This is a genomic window from Ignavibacteriales bacterium, from assembly GCA_026390595.1.
In the GTDB taxonomy this organism is placed as follows: domain Bacteria; phylum Bacteroidota; class Ignavibacteria; order UBA10030; family UBA10030; genus UBA9647.
Window position 1 is genome coordinate 184,481 of record JAPLFQ010000021.1, and the last position, 16,630, is coordinate 201,110.

At 54.7% G+C, this 16,630-nt stretch carries 13 protein-coding genes; 3 read left to right on the forward strand and 10 right to left on the reverse strand.

Going from position 1 to position 16,630, the window contains the following annotated elements; all coding sequences use genetic code 11:
- The 6 genes from NTU47_10880 to NTU47_10905 form a co-directional block, all read right to left on the reverse strand.
- The gene (locus tag NTU47_10880; GenBank protein MCX6134305.1) at positions 1–927 is read right to left on the reverse strand and encodes a hypothetical protein; all 927 of its coding nucleotides are present in this window, start codon (positions 925–927) and stop codon (positions 1–3) included.
- Between the two features lie 102 nt (positions 928–1,029).
- The gene (locus NTU47_10885) at positions 1,030–2,742 is read right to left on the reverse strand and encodes a M1 family metallopeptidase (protein ID MCX6134306.1); all 1,713 of its coding nucleotides are present in this window, start codon (positions 2,740–2,742) and stop codon (positions 1,030–1,032) included.
- Positions 2,743–2,906: 164 nt separating this feature from the next.
- Positions 2,907–5,213, reverse strand: a complete 2,307-nt coding sequence (locus NTU47_10890; GenBank protein ID MCX6134307.1) for a putative Ig domain-containing protein — start codon at positions 5,211–5,213, stop codon at positions 2,907–2,909.
- Positions 5,214–5,290: 77 nt separating this feature from the next.
- Positions 5,291–6,457 (reverse strand): hypothetical protein, encoded by a 1,167-nt coding sequence (locus NTU47_10895; GenBank protein MCX6134308.1) that lies wholly within the window; start codon positions 6,455–6,457, stop codon positions 5,291–5,293.
- A 190-nt stretch (positions 6,458–6,647) separates the two neighbouring features.
- Positions 6,648–7,052 carry a VOC family protein gene (locus NTU47_10900; GenBank protein ID MCX6134309.1) on the reverse strand — a complete coding sequence of 135 codons (405 nt, stop codon included), beginning with the start codon at positions 7,050–7,052 and terminating at the stop codon, positions 6,648–6,650.
- 27 nt (positions 7,053–7,079) lie between these two features.
- Positions 7,080–10,247, reverse strand: a complete 3,168-nt coding sequence (locus NTU47_10905; protein MCX6134310.1) for a hypothetical protein — start codon at positions 10,245–10,247, stop codon at positions 7,080–7,082.
- Positions 10,248–10,417: 170 nt separating this feature from the next.
- On the opposite strand from NTU47_10905, the gene NTU47_10910 reads away from it, so the two are divergent.
- From NTU47_10910 to NTU47_10920, 3 genes are read left to right on the forward strand one after another with little or no spacing between them, the layout of a single operon-like run.
- Positions 10,418–11,392 (forward strand): PDGLE domain-containing protein, encoded by a 975-nt coding sequence (locus NTU47_10910; protein ID MCX6134311.1) that lies wholly within the window; start codon positions 10,418–10,420, stop codon positions 11,390–11,392.
- A gap of 5 nt (positions 11,393–11,397) precedes the next feature.
- On the forward strand, positions 11,398–12,009 hold the full coding sequence (gene cbiQ, locus NTU47_10915; GenBank protein MCX6134312.1) for a cobalt ECF transporter T component CbiQ: 612 nt from the start codon (positions 11,398–11,400) through the stop codon (positions 12,007–12,009).
- Entirely contained in the window at positions 12,006–12,755 is a 750-nt protein-coding gene (locus NTU47_10920; GenBank protein MCX6134313.1) for an ABC transporter ATP-binding protein, read from the forward strand. The genes cbiQ and NTU47_10920 overlap by 4 nt, the downstream gene beginning before the upstream one ends.
- A 312-nt stretch (positions 12,756–13,067) precedes the next feature.
- Here NTU47_10920 and NTU47_10925 read toward each other — a convergent pair whose 3' ends face one another.
- The 4 genes from NTU47_10925 to NTU47_10940 all read right to left on the reverse strand — a co-directional run bounded on the left by NTU47_10925 (position 13,068) and on the right by NTU47_10940 (position 16,622).
- Entirely contained in the window at positions 13,068–13,607 is a 540-nt protein-coding gene (locus tag NTU47_10925) for a hypothetical protein (GenBank protein ID MCX6134314.1), read from the reverse strand.
- A gap of 20 nt (positions 13,608–13,627) precedes the next feature.
- On the reverse strand, positions 13,628–14,437 hold the full coding sequence (gene blaOXA, locus NTU47_10930) for a class D beta-lactamase (protein MCX6134315.1): 810 nt from the start codon (positions 14,435–14,437) through the stop codon (positions 13,628–13,630).
- 23 nt (positions 14,438–14,460) lie between these two features.
- Positions 14,461–15,459, reverse strand: coding sequence for a hypothetical protein (locus NTU47_10935; GenBank protein MCX6134316.1), 999 nt, complete (start codon positions 15,457–15,459; stop codon positions 14,461–14,463).
- Positions 15,460–15,644: 185 nt separating this feature from the next.
- Positions 15,645–16,622 (reverse strand): magnesium transporter CorA family protein, encoded by a 978-nt coding sequence (locus NTU47_10940; protein ID MCX6134317.1) that lies wholly within the window; start codon positions 16,620–16,622, stop codon positions 15,645–15,647.
- Between the last annotated feature and the right edge of the window lie 8 nt (positions 16,623–16,630).

A 16,630-nucleotide genomic window follows, 5' to 3' on the forward strand; every position in this document is an offset into this window, starting at 1 on the left:
TCAATGCATCTCCACTTTGCAGGTGCCAAGTGCGGGCCGGAAGAAGTTGAACTGGACGTCGGGGTGATCTGATAGAAGCGACATGGGCACCGACGAATCCGCTATCCGCTTGGATATCATCAAGGTCGTCAGCCGCATGCCGAACGGGTTATCGTGATGTCCCGGGTGCCAGATTGAAACCTTCTCGGCCTTCCACGTCTCAACCGGCCCCACCGTAACAGCCTGATGGGGCACATTCTGGACAGCGCCGCCGCCAGAAGTTCGAGCATTCTGCATCAGGGTCATGGGATGCAAATCGACGACCCGGGTGCCGAGCTTCCTGTATTCCTCGGGAGACGGGGGAGCGTCTCGGTAGGCCCCCTCCCGTTTCGGCGGATCATTGAATGCCCAGTGCTTAACTTCTCCCTGGCCCCCCTGCATGACCACACAGCGCGCTGAATCCCAGCTCTGGATATACCCCTTTGCGTCGGCCGCGGGGAAATGAATGTTCTCCCTGGGCATTGCCAGTTCGGGCTTGATCCGTTTGAAACACAGCTCCATGTCGGCCCGCGCGAAGCCGAGAGGGAAATCGGCAGAAACTTCCTTGCCAGCGACAACCCACTCGTCCATTCCCCAAAAGTGGCAGTGCTTGAGGGAAATCCCTAGTTCGTTCACCATGCGTGCCACTAGGGGAAGCTGCTCTGTCGGGCCGATAGGCCCGCAGATACCCGCGGGGCGGTTTTCCGTAGCCTGTCGCCATGCTGAGATATATTCCAAGGCTTCCGCTAGGTAGAACTCCTCGATCGTGTCGAAGAACGTTATTGCAAACCCCGGCCGCACCAGGCTCATGATATCCTTTTCGGTCAGTGCTGCAGCGTCGTCGAGAAGTCCTCTGTCCAATGTGGTGTAGTCCCACCACGCAGGCGCCACCTTGCTCAGATTTCTCATCGCTCTCTGCTCTCTCCTTGATTCCGGTTGAACAATGACTCGAATGAGCTGTCGATCACTTCTGTCTCTGAATCCTAATGCAACAATCCCTCCGGCCTCACCTTAGAACCACGACCCTCTCCGGTTTCCGCCGGTCTGGACCCGCGGATCCATGTATCTCCAGCTGAGTCGTGTGTTGACATAGAACCGGCTCTCATCAGCTTTGAAATCTGAGGGTTCCATTGTGGCGATGTTCATCCGCTGCCACGTCGTCGTCGGATAAATGAACTCGAACTTACCGGGAGCGATCGTCACCTTTACAGGCATGCGGAAATCCTGAACGTCCACATTCCATCGGTACATCGCCATCACCGAATCGCCTTTGAATGTCAGACTGACTTCGAGCTGTGGGATTTTCGTATTCCTGAGGTACTGATTGAAAAAGTAGCTGAGATCCTTTCCGGTCTTCTCGTTCACAAAGCCAATCACATCTTCAGCGGTGATCGTCGTGTAGTGAAACTTGTCCATCAGCCCTTTCAGTATTGAGAACCAGAGGATGTCATTGTCGATCACGCTGCGGAGTGTATTCAGGACGAGCTGCCCCTTGTCATACATGTCGCCCGCCCCTTCATTCTGTACACCGTACTTGCCAATGATCGGATCGGTGTTGCGGACGTTTGGCTTCTTGCCGTTGATGTACTTGAGAGCCTCTGCATATCCCCACTGGTCCTCCACAAAGAGCGCCTCAGCGTATGCGCCAAAGCTCTCATGGATCCACATGTCGGCGATGTCCTTGGACGTGACGCCGTTCCCCCACCACTCGTGTGCGCTCTCGTGTATGATGATGAAATCGAATTTCAGTCCAACAGCCGACGGGGCGAAGCCGCGGTAACCGCCGAGCCAAAGATTACCGTACGCCACGGCGCTCTGATGCTCCATTCCGGTATGCGGACTTTCGATGAGCTTGTACCCATCACGAATGAACGGATACTTGCCGAAATATTTCTCGAACGCGGCCATCATCGGTTTCACTTGCTCGAACGTTTTCTTCGCCCGTTCCAGATTCTGCGGCATCACATAGTAATCGAGGGTTAATGCCGGTTTGCTGCCGTAGGTATCACTGCAGTGTGCAAACTTGCCGACATTGATAGTGACATTGTAATTGTTGATCGGATAACTGACAAACCAGTCGTACCGCATCCATCCGTCAGGCATCTCTTTGGTGGCACGGAGCCGGCCGTTGGAGATATCCGTAAGGCCTTGGGGCACAGTGATGCTGATAAGCATACTGTCCGGCTTGTCGGCCTGGTGATCCTTGTTCGGCCACCAGAGGCTGGCGCCGGTTCCCTGGCACGTTACGACAACCCATGGATTTCCAGACGAGTCCTTTGCCCACGTGAGCCCACCGCCCCACGGGGGGTTCTTCGCGACCTGCGGATTTCCGCCGTAGAACACTTTGATGCGGTGAATCGAGCCCTTCTCAAGTGAGTTCGGGAGATTCACGAAAACCGCGTTGAATTCCCGGTCGAACGGAACTGCCGCTCCGTCGTCGAGTGTGATCTTTTCGATCTCCATATTCTTGAAGAGGTCGATCTGCATCTTCGTGAATGGCGTGATCACCGTGAAGTAGATTTCATTCGACCCGTTCACGGACTGCTTTGCCGGATCCACTTTGACGTCGAGATGATAGTACGTGAGGTCGTAACAGGTCCGCCCGGGCGAGGGCGCACCGCGCAGAGTGTCGGCTCGAGTGAATACCGGTGCCTTTGGTTGAGCATTCGCCGCGGTCAAGCCGAGGCCTAAAGATGCAATCAGAAATATCCGCGCTTTCCGCATTATTGATCCTTCCAAGAGCACGACGTGAAGAGACGCCGGATGCATTGAAGCTTAACCTGGATCCGGTCGCAAAGTGCGACCGGATATTGACGATGCTTGAATCTGTCAGCGCAATTATTGCGAGTATGCGAATGCAGGAATCATAGGGCGAACTGAAGTTCGCTTTACAGCTTCGACAATCTCACAAGCACGACGCCGTGGCGCGGAACGGAGGCCTTGAACTCATCATTGAATGAGCCAAGGTCTTTCTGCCGCCACAAGTCGCGCACCACATGCCTGCCCTGAACACCCAGATCGCTCCATCGTACCTTGATCTCTGATTTCCAGACTCCGCGGTTGAAGAATCCAACAGCCTTGGATCCATCTTCCATGTCTTTCGCCCAGACTTCCAGGTCGCCATCTTTCGAGACGCGGGCAGCTTGCTTACCGAGAGGATCCTGGCTGACTTCCAGAACCTCGTCGTTCGTGAGTAGGTTTTGCGTGAACTCGTCCAGCTGCGTCATGTCGCAACCGATCAGCAGCGGAGAGTTGAGCAGGCACCAGAGGCTGATGTGCGTGTACTGCTCGTTGGGGGTCAGCCTCGTAGGATGAAGCTGAGGGCCCCACCCTACTTTACCAACCACAAGCATGTCGGGGTCGTTCCAGTTGCCCGGCTTTGCATAGAGTTCATGGCCGGCCTGAGAAAAACCAATGCCTGACATACTTTCCCACGTGTCCTCTATGTCGCCCGTCGTGCGCCAGCTATTCCCGCCGACTTCACCTCCCCATTTCCATACATCCCCCATGCCGTACTGGCACAAACTATACACGATGTCCCGTTGGACTTTGTTCAGTGCAGTGCGCATGACTTCATACGGTTTCTTCAATTCGGGCAGGCTTCCATCCTTCGCGATTCTGCCATATGAGCACCAGTCGTACTTCAGGTAATCGATCCCCCATTCGGCGTACTGGAGCGCGTCCTTCTCCTCAAACTGGTAACTCGCCGTAAATCCGGCACACGTCAACGGCCCGGGGGAGGAATAGATCCCCATTTTCAACCCTTGAGCATGGACATAGTCACTCAGCCCCTTCATGTCAGGGAATTTTTTGTTCGTATTGATCATCCCCTTTTCGTTTCGCTGTGCCCCCATCAGTGCAGGGTCATCGGTCTGGGGCTTGATCTCCCAGCAATCATCGATATTGATGTACGTCCAGCCGTGGTTGACGAGTCCGCTCTTGACCATCGCATCAGCCGCCGAACGCACTTTGCTGTCATCGACCGCACTCGCGAAACAATTCCAACTGTTCCATCCCAACGGAGGAGTGAGGGCGATCTGGTCACCAATAACAATCCGCAGTGCTGAGGTTGCGGTCCCGAGGGAATTCCTGGCTTTCAACGTGACCGTATTTGTCCCTTTCTTGCTGACCGTGCCTGTGATGCGGCCGGTGTTCTTGTCCAGGCTCAAGCCATCAGGCAGCCCCTCGACAGAGAACTCCATCGGACGATCCCCGGTTGCTGCGATGGTGTACAGGAAAGGGCTCCCTGGTCGGACCCCGAAAACCCTCGCACTATTGATCCTCGGCCCCGGAGAAGGTTTCGGCGTCAGAACGTAGGGGGTTGCATTGGCTTCATGGGTTCGGATATAAAGTTCACGAACGCGCTCTAGATCGCCGGCGGCGGCCGCTTTGTCGGCAACCAGCAGTGCGCTCTCAAGTTCCTTCGGAGTGTCGAACATTGCCGCGCGAACATATCGCCCTGCCAGATCGGACCAATCACCGGGTTTCCACTCCTTGTCCCAGAGACCTTCCCCGATCTCCCAGCCCATTTCCATCGTGCTCCTGGCGTCTGTGAAGTCCCTTTTCACCAGCTTCGAGATGCTATTGATACCGGCGTCTTCGAGGCGGAAGTAAAACCCGAACCCGCCCTGGTTGTTGTTGATCTTCATGAGGAACTTGTTTTCTCCTTTTTTCAGGACGAGGTCGATTCGCTCCTGATCGGGAGCGGTGCCTCGATCAATGTTGTTGGCGAGGACTTCGGTGCCGTTCACCCACACCTTGACACCATCGTCGCTGCCCAACGAAGCCGGCAGGATTGTATCGCGATCGACCGTCAATGTCCGAAAGAGGTACATTGCACACAACGTCTCAGGTCCCAGGTCTACCACTTTTCCGTCAGGCCAGTCGGTCCTTTTGTTCCATTTGATCGTGCCGCCTTTGTACAATTTGGCGAGGTCGATCTCCTTCTCGGGTTCGAATGCTTCCGAGAACGCGCTCTTTCCCGTGGACTTGAATGGCCCGATCGCGTACCACGGTCCCAGGACTCGCTGAGCAAAGATTGCGTCGCCGCCACGCATTTTCACGAGCGCTTCGCGCGAGGCTCTCATTGTTTCGTGCCAAGTCGATTTCCGGATGTAGTATGTGGGATCTTGCGAAAGCAGTGTGCCGGAGAAGACGATCATTCCAAAAATGATGAATCGGATCTTCGTAGTCATGAGTGACAGCCTCCTTGTGATCGTTGAGTCCGAAAAGGGACGACTTCCCTCGCGTTGTGACACGTGGAAGAAGTTTTTCACCAGTGATTCAGGAGCCTCTGTTGAAGAACGTACGCGAAAACGCCGTAGGCCCGCACCGCTTGCGACTGAGCGTGAACGCTTCCCACCTGATCGACGCCGTACCCGTCCTCGCCCCCGTTGGGGTTCCAGCCATTGCGGATTGCATCGTCGCTCAGGCGATGCAGCATGACTTTGGCCTTGCCGTGATTGTTCGTCCACACGTGCTCCAGCATCTTCGCGATCTTATCAGGAATATCCGCCAGCTCATCAGGTGCGGTCAGATAGGCGTCAAGAATGTAATGGACGAAGGCGCCGTTTCCATCCATTGTCAGCTGGTAGTAGTCCACCGGATCGAGCCAGCCGTTGGCGGGATCCATGATGCGCCTGGCAGTCGCAACGATGATCTTTTTATATTTAGGATCGCCGGTCATCCGATACATCGCTGCACCGAGGGAGCCATATTCTGCCCCTTCCCAGGGGAGTTGCTTTCCGAAAGCTGCCGGGCCCGCCTTTCCTTCCCACTTCCCGTTGCCCCGGTAGTATGTTTTTTCAATGCCGGGGAATTTCGCGTCGCCGTTCCATACGAGCATCGCGTCATTGTAGAACTGTTTGTCCTTCGTCGCTTCATAAAGACGACACGCTGCGTGAGCCATGTGATTCATGTTGCTGTTCGTAAAGATCCTGTCCTCGATCTTCCAGTTCGGTGGCCAGTTGTACCAGCTCCAGAAGCCTTCTTTGTTCGACAATCTCCCTTCTGCACGAGCATCGAGGTAGCGCTTTTTGGCGTCTTCCACCCACTCCTTGTTCTTTCTCCCGGTCAGGTCCCACCAGTACATTTCCGCCAGACAGACCCATGCCCGGTCATCGACCCACCCGCCGTTGAACAGCTTCAACGGATCAATGGTTGTAGTGTAGAGCTTCAGGAGACTTGAATCGCGCGTTACGGCAAAGAGATGGGCGTTTCCGATCGCAGCGTTCGCTGCCTCCCAACCTGGAGTGAAGGCCCGGTAAAACTGAGGATTGACGGCATAGGCACGCTTGATGGTCTGTTCCAGAAGCTGAAGCGGACCCGACTGTTTCTGATCCTGACGCCCGATTGTCAACCCTGGAAAACAGAATGCTGAAAGAAGATTGACGAGGACAATGATTGCTGCTCGGCAGGTCGCACGTCGGAATTTCGGCATAAGCGTCTCAGGGATGACCAGATGTGACAAGCAACATTTTAGAGAATACCGCATGACAGCAAGGATTAGAACCATGACCAGTTCAAAATCCCAAATTCCTCTCGTCCCGTAGAGAGCACCACCCTCGCCGGAAAGCTAATGGAGATTCGAGTGAAAGACAAGCTTCGGAGCGGGCGGGAAACGCGGCAGTCTATTTTCCATCCGCATTGAGGAGGGGCTTGTCGATTGGCTCCCAAAGTTCGATCTTGTTCCCTTCGGGGTCCATAATCCAACCGAACTTGCCGTACTCGTATTCCTCCATGTCACCAACCACCGTCACGCCTTCCTTCCGCAACTCTTCGAGGAGTGCTCTGAGGTTTTCGACCCGGTAGTTGAACATGAATTGCTTCCCGCTCGGCTTGAAATATTCTGTCGAGTCGGGGAACGGACTCCAGGCCGTGGTGCAGATCTTGCTGGGATCGTCGGGGTCCCTCCATGTGAACTTCCCCCCATACTTGTCCGATTCGATTCCAAGATGCGTTCGATACCAATTTTTCATCTTTTCAGGATCAGCGCACCTGAAGAAGACTCCTCCCAGACCAGTAACCCGTTTCATCCTCGCTCGCCCTCCTCGAAGTTATTGTTATGGCTCGTTTGCCTTCAGTGGCTGTTTGCCGGCCTTCTTAAGCAGATCATTCAGAGACTTCAGGTCATTCGACCGGGTTTTCAAATCATCCCAACGCCCCAGCACGTCTCTCACAGGTTGTTGCTGACCCTTCACAGCAGCCGCGGCCTGCGTCGTCGGCTTTGCGTCAGCCCCCTGCAGCAGAGCCATCAGATAGAGCAGTTTGGACTGCAACCCCAGCAAGGTCTCCTCATTTCGGTCCGTGGCGTATGCGGCCGAATACATGACGTCGACATCCTCAGCCCAGCCGGTTCCATCGATTGCAGATGCTTTTCTTCCGAACTTGTTCAGGAGGTCCTTCATCTCGGCGGCTGCTCCGGCCTTCAGCAGCGACTGAACCTGCGATCTGACGTTATCGATCTCACGTCGTGCCTTGTTGACTTGTTGAAGTCCCTGAAAACAAATCATCGAAAGATCGAACTGCTCCGCGAGAGCGTCCCGGGACGTGGTGACACGAGGATCCATCTTGACGACGAGCGGCTGCGTGTACGTTTTTCCTCCGACCGTTAGTCGGACAGAATACTCTCCCGCCTGGACCCAGGGTCCGACAGGCGAGAGCGGGGTATTGTGTAGAATTGCCGCCATGCTGTATGACCGGCGCACACCTTTCGGCGGCGCGTAATGAAGATCCCAGATGAACCGCTTCATCCCCTTCTTCGGCGAGAGCGTCTGCTGCTGGCGGAACCAGTATGACGGATAAGGAAGGCTGTTCTCATTGACCTTTTCCGGCTGATCGGAGCTTGTGTAGGAACGGACACTGTTCCCTGCCGCATCAAAGATCTCAAGCCGGAGATCTTTGACGTCTGCACTCAAGTAGTAGTCGATCATCGCACCGTCAGGAGGATTCTCCCCTCCCGGCTCTTCCGGGGGCAAAGGCGTATCGGCGTTCAGGTTCCATCTCACCCGATAGGCAACCTGCGGCTTGAACAGAGTTACCGCCGACGTGCTCGCTTGTTCGCTGATTTGCCGAAGCGGCGTCACGTTGTCGAGAATCCAGAATGACCGCCCATGCGTCCCGACGACGATGTCATCGTTGTGCACAACCAGATCGCGAATGGACGTTGCAGGCATGTTCATTCTGAGCGGCTGCCATTCATCGCCATCGTTGAACGACACGTAGACCGCTCTTTCAGTCCCGGCGTACAGGAGCCCCTTTCTCTCCGGATCCTCGCGGACGACATTCACCGGCCCGCTCTCAGGCAACCCCTTTACGGACTCAACCCAGGTCCTGCCTCCATCGTGCGTGCGATAGATGTGCGGCTTCATATCATCGAGGCGGATACGGTTGATCGCCGCATACGCCGTTTTCGAATCGAACCTCCCTGCATCAATCTGCGCCACTTTGCTCCATGCCGTGATGGCAGGAGGAGTGACATCTCTCCAATTCTTCCCTCCATCCTCCGTGATGTGGATGAGTCCATCATCTGTTCCCGCCCAGATCACATTCACGTCTTTATTTGAAGGAGCCACAGCATAGATCACCCCACGCCGCTGCTGCTTTTCAAGTGCCGGAGTACGGTAGATGCCGATGTTCGCGGGGACGTCCGGCTTCTCTCTTGTCAGGTCCGGACTTATGATGTCCCAGCTTTGTCCCCCATTGGTAGTTTTGTGGAGTACGTTTGAACCGAGAAGCAGAATGTGCGGATCGACCGGCGAAAAGATGAGAGGCATCGTGCGAATGAACCGGTATTTCCCCGAGCGCATCGCTTCGGGTGCGACGTTTTGCACCTGACCTGTCGTGCGGTCATAGCGCGACACCTTTCCGCCGTAGATGATATTCGGATTCAGGGGATCCGGGGCGACATATGCATACTCGTCGGCGCCAACAGGGCGCCAATCCCGAAACGTGATCTGTCCGTCTGGACCGCGGCTGGCAATCCCCACAGAGCCGCTTTCCTGCTGGCCGCTGTAGACGTTGTAGGGAAACTGGTTGTCTGTGATGACATGGTACAGTTGCGCCGTCGGCTGATTGTACCACGAGCTCCACGTTTCTCCGCCGTTGACGGTGATCGTCGCTCCCTGATCCGTGGCGAACAACATGATTTGGGAATTCTCAGGATTGATCCAGATCGTATGATAGTCGTCTCCGCCCGGTGCACCTTTGAACGCGACGAAGGTCTTCGCCCCGTCTGTCGACTTGTAGCTTGCGGTGTTTGCCACATAGACGATGTCACAGTTCTTTGGATCGACCTTGATCTCAGCAAAGTCGCTTCCGCGACCCCACACTCTTCCATCTGTGTTCATGCGATGCCACGATTCACCTGCATCATCTGACCTGTAGACTCCCCCTTCTTTCTGTGCGTCGACCGTCGCATACATCCGGTTTGGATCATTCGCCGCAATCCCAAACCCAATACGACCCAAACCCTGCTCTGCTGTAGGAAGTCCCTTGGTAAGCTGACGCCAGGTGTTCCCCCCGTCCATCGACTTGAACAATCCACTTGTCTTTCCTTCCCACGCTCCGTTCTCCCAAGGCCCCTGTCGCGACGCCCAGAGATCGGCATAGATGACATCAGCATTGGCAGGATCGAATGCCAGGGCGATCGCCCCCGTATTCTCATCCTTATAGAGAATCTTCTGCCAGGTTGCTCCCCCGTCAGCCGATCGGAACACACCCCTCTGCTCATTTGCACCATATGGATGGCCGAGAACAGCGACATACACGCGATTGGGATCGCGGGGATCCACGAGCACAGCTCCAATCTGCTGCGCATCCGCAAGGCCCATGAAGTGCCAGGTTTTGCCGCAGTCTATCGATTTGAACACGCCGTCCCCAACGGAAAGATCCGGCCGCTGCAATCCTTCGCCGCTGCCGACATAGATGATATTTGGATTGGATGGAGCGACAGCAAGAGCACCGATGGATCCCGTCGGTTGGTCGTCGAAGATCGGAGTCCACGTGCGACCATAATCAGATGTTCTCCAGACGCCTCCGTTGTTGACGCCGATGTAGAAGACGTTCGGCTGACCCGGAACACCAGTCGCACCTACAGTACGGCCGGCACGAAATGGGCCGAGCATGCGCCATCGCATGGTCTGATACATTCCCGGATTGAATTGCTGAGCAATGGCAAAGTCAGTCAACAACAGAAGTGAAAAAAGTAGAAGACGAAAGGCAGGCTTCACGGAATGTCTCCATGGTTTTGGTGATTGAAATCCCTGATTGAGAAACTAACGCAGATTGGTGATAAAGGCAAGGGAACAAACGCGCCACAAGCGTTGAGAGAGTGCCGGACTTTCGCTTGCAACGTTCGGCATATTCGGCTACATTAGACACACAGAAGGCCACGATTCCCATGCACATTCCAGACGGATTCCTCGACGCGAAGACGGCAATTGCGACCGGGATGTTCTCCATCACCGGTCTGGGCGCCGCGTTGCGCCGCGTCGGAGTGCATGTCCATTCCCGCAAAATCCCGCTCATCGGTTTAGCAGCCGCATTTATCTTCGTGGCACAAATGCTCAACTTTCCCGTCGCGAGCGGTACGTCGGGACATCTGCTTGGATCGACGCTTGCCGCGGTTCTCCTGGGGCCAAGTGCGGCCATTATCGTGATGTCCTCCGTTCTCGTGGTGCAGGCGCTGATTTTCGCAGACGGCGGGCTGCTCGCTCTCGGTGCTAACATGTTCAACATGGCGATCATTGCGCCGTTGTGCGGATACGGCGTCTACAAGATCCTCCGCTCCTTCGTCTCTGGCGAACAGGGCCGACTGGTTGCGGTTGGCTTTGCGTCATGGTTTGCGACAGTCGTTGCCGCTGTCTTCTGCGCAGGCGAGCTCGCCTGGTCGGGGACAGTACGTTGGGGAGCAGCGTTACCGGCGATGGCTGGAGTGCATATGCTGACGGGGCTCGGAGAAGCTGCAATCACAATGCTCGTCATTGCGGCCATCGGCAAGACACGGCCGGAGTTACTGAAAGAGAATGACCAAGCCGCCGCGCCCGATTGGAACTCAACGACACTTGTCTACTATGCCCTCATCGTCATCGGCCTGTTGCTGCTCGTTGCGCCGCACGCTTCACAACTGCCTGATGGGCTCGAGACAGTCGCCTCCTCGCTTGGATTCGAACACAAGGCCGCCGAAACGGCCGACGTGCCATCGCCAATGAAGGATTATCAGCTCCCGGGAATTCAATCGACCGCAAGCGCAACGATAGTCGCAGGCGTCATCGGAGCAATCGCGGTATTCGCTCTCTCGTTCCTCCTGGCACGCGTGCTCGCTCCCCGTTCGCGGGGGACGATTGATCATCCCACACCGACTCAACGACCGTAACGACCATGCGCCACGACTTCCTCGATCGCTACAGCCGCATCGACAGCCCGATCCACCGGCTTCCCGCCACGGTGAAGCTGCTGGGGACGCTCTGCATCATTTCCGTGACGGTTGCAGTGAACTTCTCCCACGGCTGGGTGTTCGGATTCATCGGCGCGGCGCTCCTTGTCATCAGCGCGTTGACAACGATTCCGTGGAGATTTGTTCTCGGCCGGCTCATCATGCTGGAGCCATTTGCACTCGGCATCGCTGTGATGGCACTCTTTCAGGAACACGGGACGTGGATATTTCTTTCCATCGTGACGAAGAGCTCACTCTGTCTTCTCACCGTCATTCTGCTTTCAAATACCACACCGTTTTCAGAACTTCTAGTGACGCTGAAACGGTTCAGAGTTCCGACGCTGTTCGTGACGATTCTTGCGCTCATGTACCGCTACCTGTTTGTCCTGATCGATGAAGCAGAACGGCTGACTCGTGCCCGGAACAGCCGCACGTTTTCGGACAAGCGCCTGCGAAAATGGGGTTCGATGGCTTCGCTCGTCGGACAGTTGTTTGTCCGTTCCACTGAGCGCGCTGAACGTATTTATGCAGCGATGTCTGCGCGGGGGTGGAAATGAACCCGGCGATCACGGTCCACGACCTTCGCTTTCATTATCCGGATGGCAAGGAAGCCCTGCGGGGGATCAGCTTTGCTGTTGGAGAGCGTGAGTGTGTCGGACTTGTTGGCCCAAATGGTTCGGGGAAATCGACGCTATTGCTTCATCTCAATGGACTGCTCCCGGAAGATCTTCCCTCGACGCCAGGCGTGACAATCTGCGGGCGGCCGGTCAACCGCGAGAATGCTTCCGCAATCCGGAGGGATGTCGGGCTGCTGTTCCAGGACCCGGATGATCAGTTGTTTTGTCCGACGGTGTATGAAGATGTTGCCTTCGGTCCGCAGCAATTTGGATTGAGTGAAGAGCAGTTGAAGGCGGCGGTTAAAAAGGGGCTTGAGGTGACGTCACTGCTGGGATACGAGAACCGGTCCCCGCATCACTTGAGCAGCGGGGAGAAGCGGCGCGTTTGTCTGGCGGGAGTGCTTGCCTGTGAGCCGCGCGTTCTGGCGCTCGATGAGCCCACGAGTAACCTCGACCCGCGAGGAAAACGAAGCCTCATTCAGACTCTCAAATCGATTCCCGCTACAAAGATCATCGCCACGCACGATCTCGAGATGGTGGTGGAGCTATGTTCCCGCACCATCGTACTGGATCAGGGTCTCATCGTCGCCGACGGTCCCACGAAGGAGCTGCTGGGGGACGAGCAACTGATGCTCGCACACGGACTCGAGAAACCGCACGTTCTGCGTCACACACATCCGCATTGACCATAAGCCACTTCAAAACCAAATCCCCGTCAGTCTGAGCGAAATCTCGAGCGTGTTTTGTTGGGACGAAGTCGAAAACTCTAGCAGTCCAGTGACATCCTTCGACTCCGTGCCGATTGAGAAACATCGGCACTGCGCTCAGGATGGCGATAGTTTTCTTATTTGCTAGGGAAAAATCCTGCGTCAGTCTGAGCGCAGTGAGTCCCGACCATCGTCGGGACGAACAAAGTCGAAGACTGTACAGGACTTGCGACACTCCTCGACTCTGTGTCAGCCATGTGCCAGCATCTAAATCAACGTCGCCGCAATGAGCTACTTCTTCCCCATCTCCGGTTTTGCGTTGGTGAAAGCCGATTTCCCGTTCATGATCAGCGACTCTTTCGACTTCAATCGGAGAAAGGACGATTTGGGGATATTGACCTTCACGCTGCTTTTCGCACTCCCCAAGACGAGTGTTCCTGCCACGTTGAAGCATTCAGTCCCATTCACCGTCTCGACGTTCAGCTTAAGCTCATCGATATCGATTCGTAGAGAATCGCTCGCGACGTTGACAATTTGATTGTTGCCTTGTTTTTGCGCCATCAGTGTCAATTGAGATTTCACGTAGGGAGCGGCGTCGCGGTCGATCACGATGTCGCCATAGTCGTAATCACCGGCAAGCAGAATGATTGTCCCACGATCGGCCACTTTGTGGAGAGCCATTCTGATAGTCTTGTACGGGTTGACCTGGCTTTTCCCATCGCCTACAAGGTCGTCGCCATATCTCTCATTAACGTACACTACCGCTTGCTGAGAGTATAGGATTCCCTCCCCAATCAGAATGAGCATCGCGATAAGGAGCAGCTTCTTCATTTGGTCCTCCCGCTGTTAGTTCAATACAGTTTCAACGATTTCAATATCTCTATCGTTATCTCTTTCCTCGAGCGCGCAAAATCCGGATTGTCTTTGTCTGAACTTTGGACGCACGTCGCGAAGAAATAGGTCCCGGCCACCGTCTCAAGATAGCCAACATACCAGCCGATGGCCTTGCTATCCTGTTCGCTCAAGCCAGTTTTTGCTCTGAGCATGTAACCGACAGTGTCCTGTGCGATCATGATCCTTTTCACGATGTCGATCGACTTCGTCGAAAAAGGAAGGTCGTTCTTGTACAGTCGGACGAGAAACCTGATTTGTTGCTCAGGAGTGATACGCAGGCCGCCTGAGAGCCAGAACCTGTCAATGCCCCCCGAAGTATCTGCATTGCCGTATTTCGCCTTGTCGAGCCAGTATTTCATACGCTTGCCGCCAACACGCCTGGCGAGTTCCTGATAGCACGGAACTGTCGAATTCTTGAACGCCGTCTTCAAGTCCTGATCTTCGTTCCATGCCACCACTTGCCGAACAACCCCGTCCCACTTGATGACGAAGTTTTCATCCCTGATGACACCGGTTTCCAGTCCGATCAAAGAATTGCAGATCTTGAACGTCGATGCCGGAATGAACGGCTGCCTGAACTGCGCTTCGTTACAGAACACATACGAGTCGTTCTTCAGATCGTAGAGGGCGAATGAGCCTTCTACCTTGAATGATTCGAAGAACCTCTTGAAATCATCGCGTATCTCTTTCTGTTCCTGAGCTGCGCAGAATGACACTATGATGGCCGAGCAAAAGCACTTCACCACTATTCGGAAGAAAGAGATCATTGCACCCTCGACAAACACATTGGCTACTTCTTGATTTCAGGTGACGTCGCCACAGCTATCTGTCGCGTTTCGTCAAGCGCCACAGCCGTATAGAAATGGTAGTGAATTCCGTTCACTCTGAAGATGCACGGCTTGCCCGCATGAAGTGCGTCGTACGATCCTGGTTCCCCGACGCGGAGAACAGGGTTGCGCTCATATGTTTTCCAACCGAGCGGGAAATCTCCCTCACGAGTCAAGGCGAGCCCATCTGCTGAATTCTTCTTATCCCAACTGTACCACGCCATATACCACGTTGTGCCTACTTTGTAGAGGCTGGGGTCTCCCGCCCTGCCGGAGGCATCCCATGCTCCCGGCTTTGCGCTTCCGACAATCAATGGAGAGTGTGCATCGTCAACTTGCCAATGAAACAGGTCTTTCGAGGTTGCGTAGCCAATGAACTCCTCAGAAAGTTCATTTACCACACCGGAGGCATTGAAGAAGAGATAGTAGGTGTCTTTCACCTTTACGACGTGCGGATGCCAGATTGCATCCCGCCGCCACCCATTTCCGGCCGGAGCGATGATGGGATTTGTCTCCGATCGCTTCCATGAATAGAGGTCGCTGGATGTGGAGACGTTGAGTGTCTTCGACCCTTTTTCGTAACCTTTCACCGTCGTGCCGATGTAGAAAAGATAGTAGGTTCCGTTCTCGAACCAAATGAACGGCCCGGTAGCCCCCTCGGCATCTGACGAGCCAGCGATTCCGCTCCCTGTGAAAATTGGATTACGTGCATCCTTTTTCCAGTGAAGGAGGTCTTCGCTCCACGCAAGTCCAACCTGAGGCCTGGTAACAAACTTGTACCCCCGCTTCGTCGAATCTGCGCTGCCGTAACCGGTATACACCATTCCATACAGCTTGCGGTGCATGTCATACCACACCGAGGGTGATTCAACCATTCCTGCATCCCATTCCCCATTTGCACCGACGGGGAGCACAATCCCGTACTTGACGAGTCTTGATCCGGGAGGAAGGATATCCATCATTTCTGATCGTTGGGGTGGAGAACTGCATGAGATAATTGCAGAGGCGAGTATTGAGGGTATTGCCCAGAGTGACTTCCGCAAGTTTCCTCCCGTTCTGTCAGAGTTCCCTTATAAAGAGTTCGGATTTCTACATAGCAATTGCGAATCGGCCGGGCGGGAGAAGCAGGCACCTCTTGCCACGGGTGTCAGGAAAAGAACCTCCATCTCTTCCGAGGGTTTGCGCGCTTGGCGCCTCCGAAATTGATCTTACCAAGAACGACTCCCGTCAGCAATCCGATCAACACCATTGCGGCGAGGAATAATGAATAGGATATCTTCCAGTCGACACCATGCGTCATCATGCTGAATTCGGACATTCCGCCGATGCCCGCGATCAGATTCAAGGGAAGGAAGACGACATTGATCATCGTCAGCTTCCGCAGCAGCACGTTGACGTTGTTGTTCACGAGACTCCCGCGGGCATCCATCAGCCCTGAGTACACAGTCGAATAAATCTCCGCCTGTTTGAAGCATTGATTGTTCTCGATGATGATGTCGTCAAGCAGCTCGATGGCCGCTCTTGGGTAACCAGATTTCTGTGCATAATTATTGAGCTTGACAAGAGCGACGCCGTTTGCATTGATCGCGTTGAGATAATAGATGAGGCTCTCGCTCAGATTGAACATCTGAATGAGGTGTTTGTTCTCCATGGACGTATTGATCCTCTGCTGGAGTTCCCGTGACACCATTTTGATAACTTTGAGATGCTCCAGATAATGGCGAGTCGTGTAGTAGAGGAAAGCGAGCATGACATCGTATACGTTTCGCAACTGAGGTGCGTGCCTGCCGCCCGACTCAATCAGAGGGATATCGTCCGGAAGAACGACGATCAGATTCTGGTCGATGAGGAAGAGACCGACCGACGCTACATTGAAATAGAAGTTATCCTTACCCGAGTAGTTCGTGGGGCGCTTCCAGATGAGCGAGATAAAGTCCGGGCTGAACTCAACACGCGATATCTCGTCCGGGTCGAGGGCGGAAGAGAGCGTATGATCATCGATGTCGAACTTTGTACGAAGCATCTCCCTCTCTGCTGCGTCCGGGTTGACGTAGACAAGAACCGGGCCTTCTTCCGATTGAGTTTCAACCAGAGCATTCTGGACAATCTCGTATCGTGTCAGCATGAAGATCT